This is a genomic window from Acinetobacter sp. TUM15064 (assembly GCF_008980265.1).
Lineage (GTDB): Bacteria > Pseudomonadota > Gammaproteobacteria > Pseudomonadales > Moraxellaceae > Acinetobacter.
The window spans coordinates 1-2,163 of record NZ_BKFU01000131.1 but is presented as its reverse complement, the minus strand read 5'-3'; the positions used below and the strand labels follow the sequence as shown (position 1 = coordinate 2,163).

Genomic DNA, 2,163 nt, shown 5'->3' with positions numbered 1-2,163 from the left:
CGACACAATAATCCAATTCACGCTTGGTATCGCTGCAAAACCAGCTAAGTTCTCGATTCCTTTACTATTGACTAAAGCAATGTTGCCTGAGGAGCGAGAAGTAATATATTTCAACCCCGTATTATTTTTTAATGAATCTCCAATCCGGCTTTGATCAGGGTGGAAAATAATCTTATTTTTATTATCAATAACATAGGTGTAGCTTTTCTTGTGAGAATACGATGTGGCAAGGAGTTCACTCACCAAGTTCTCTTGATTTAAATAAATTGAACCCGTCACAATACCTAAAAATTCATTTTTATGATTAAAAATAGGTTGAGCAATGAGAACAATAAGGTTATTAGAAAGTCCTTTGTAGGGAGAAGATATATAAGTTTGTTTTAGTTTTAAGGCTTCAATGATTCCAGCAGTTTTATATTGTTTTTTGTGGTCTATACGAAAGTTATGTGGTGCATATTCCCGAATGTATGCATTTTTATCGACAATGGTGATCGAGTTAAATTTGTGGGATTGATTCTTGAGCCTTGAAACTTCTGCTTTTAAAACATCTTGATTGGAAAAGTTTTGACCTAAGATGTGAGCGCTAAATTTGAGTTCACTTAACATGCTTTCAAAATATTTATCTGTGCTAAATGCAATTTTGGCAGCATAGCGTTGATTTGCAGCTAAAGAATTCTCTGTGAGTTGCTCTTTGATGACATAATTCAGCACAAAAATTGAAATTAAAAACAAGCTTGATACGCTGCTAATAATTAAGATCAAAATAAGTTTTTGTAAATCTAAACTATGAAAGACAGACTTTTTGATCACTCATTACCTCGAAATAAACAGCGATGTTGTACATTTGCTTGTAGCGCGTAGGCATCCAATTTTAAACAGATTTATGAGAAAAATCTTTAAAAAAAGTATTTGATTGTTTTGGTGTTCATTTTTGAGATATAGATCAATTTACTGATAATATATATGTAATAGTTCTAGTAAATTTACACAAATTACTATTATGATCATACTGATTGAACATAATGGAGCAAAACTAATCACAAATTATAATAAAATTTAATGTAAATAACATTAAATTGACATGCTGAAAACGTAATAATCGAAGTCCATAATATTTTACCTTTGGAGAACATATATGTATGTCATCGGGATCGCATTCATCATTTTACTGTTGCTGATAGGGATAGGTGCAGTGATTACAGGCTTTGCTATGGGGGAGATGTTTTTCGTTGTAATCGGAATTTTGTTATTTATTATGGCATTTTTAATTTGGTTAAGTTTTAAAGATAAAGTTTCAAACCCTTTTAAAGATTGATAGTTATAAATTTAATAATATATTTTTTTGATTAATATTTGTCATTTTTCTTGATTGTTTTGTGATTGAATAGTTATAAGATTGAAATATGAACTTATTTGTGTGCTAACTGATTTTTACGTCATAACTTTAGAACTTTTAATGTTTTTCATTTAGCTAAGTAGGCTTTTCATAATGATATCGCTCTTGTCCTGACTTTGAATAAGCTCAGTTTTATTGCACATGAAGTGTTTGAAATATGATTGATTGAGCAAGAATGCACTTAAAAATATGTTGAAGAACTAGTCGCTTTTATTGATTTTTGGCCAGCGTCTATTCACTGACTGGCCTGGATGGTTATAGTTTATTACTTTTGCATAATTCCCTACGGCTGTTGCATTTTCCGGGATATCTTTTGTGACTACGCTCCCCGCACCAATGGTTGCATTATGACCAATTTTAACTGCATCAATGATACAGACATTTGGACCAATATAAACATTGTCACCAATGATTGCTGCTTGGCGACCACCATTAGCACCAATTGTTGTAAATTGCGATAAGTTGACATTATTTCCAATCACTGTAGTTGGATTGACAACCAAAGGCCCACCATGCCCAATATATAAGCCATAACCAATTTGTGTAGTACAGTGAATGTCTATACCATATTTCTTTTTCTTATAATAAAACACAGGATAGGCCAGTTTAGCGACCCAAGATTTTGAGCTTGCAAGACGCAACCAAAAACTAAAGTTAAAGCCCCGATTGAACAAATAATTTTTAACAAATGAGCTCATTTTAGTATTGCCACAATAGCGATATAAGTCACTTAAAATTAATTGAACTAACATGGAGATACACTCTTC

The 2,163-nt window shown here is 32.0% G+C and carries 2 protein-coding genes; both read right to left on the bottom strand.

The genetic code is table 11. From position 1 onward, the window contains the following. A partial coding sequence (locus tag GBI16_RS17955) for a cache domain-containing protein (protein WP_171494591.1) occupies positions 1 to 810 on the bottom strand: 810 nt, incomplete at its 3' end. A gap of 786 nt (positions 811 to 1,596) precedes the next feature. Next, positions 1,597 to 2,148 carry a serine O-acetyltransferase gene (locus GBI16_RS17945; RefSeq protein WP_086207914.1) on the bottom strand — a complete coding sequence of 184 codons (552 nt, stop codon included), beginning with the start codon at positions 2,146 to 2,148 and terminating at the stop codon, positions 1,597 to 1,599. Positions 2,149 to 2,163 lie beyond the last annotated feature (15 nt).

Excerpts from the sequence above, each read along its gene's own strand:
- GBI16_RS17945 (WP_086207914.1), bottom strand. The coding sequence starts at position 2,148 with ATGTTAGTTCAATTAATTTTAAGTGACTTATATCGCTATTGTGGCAAT.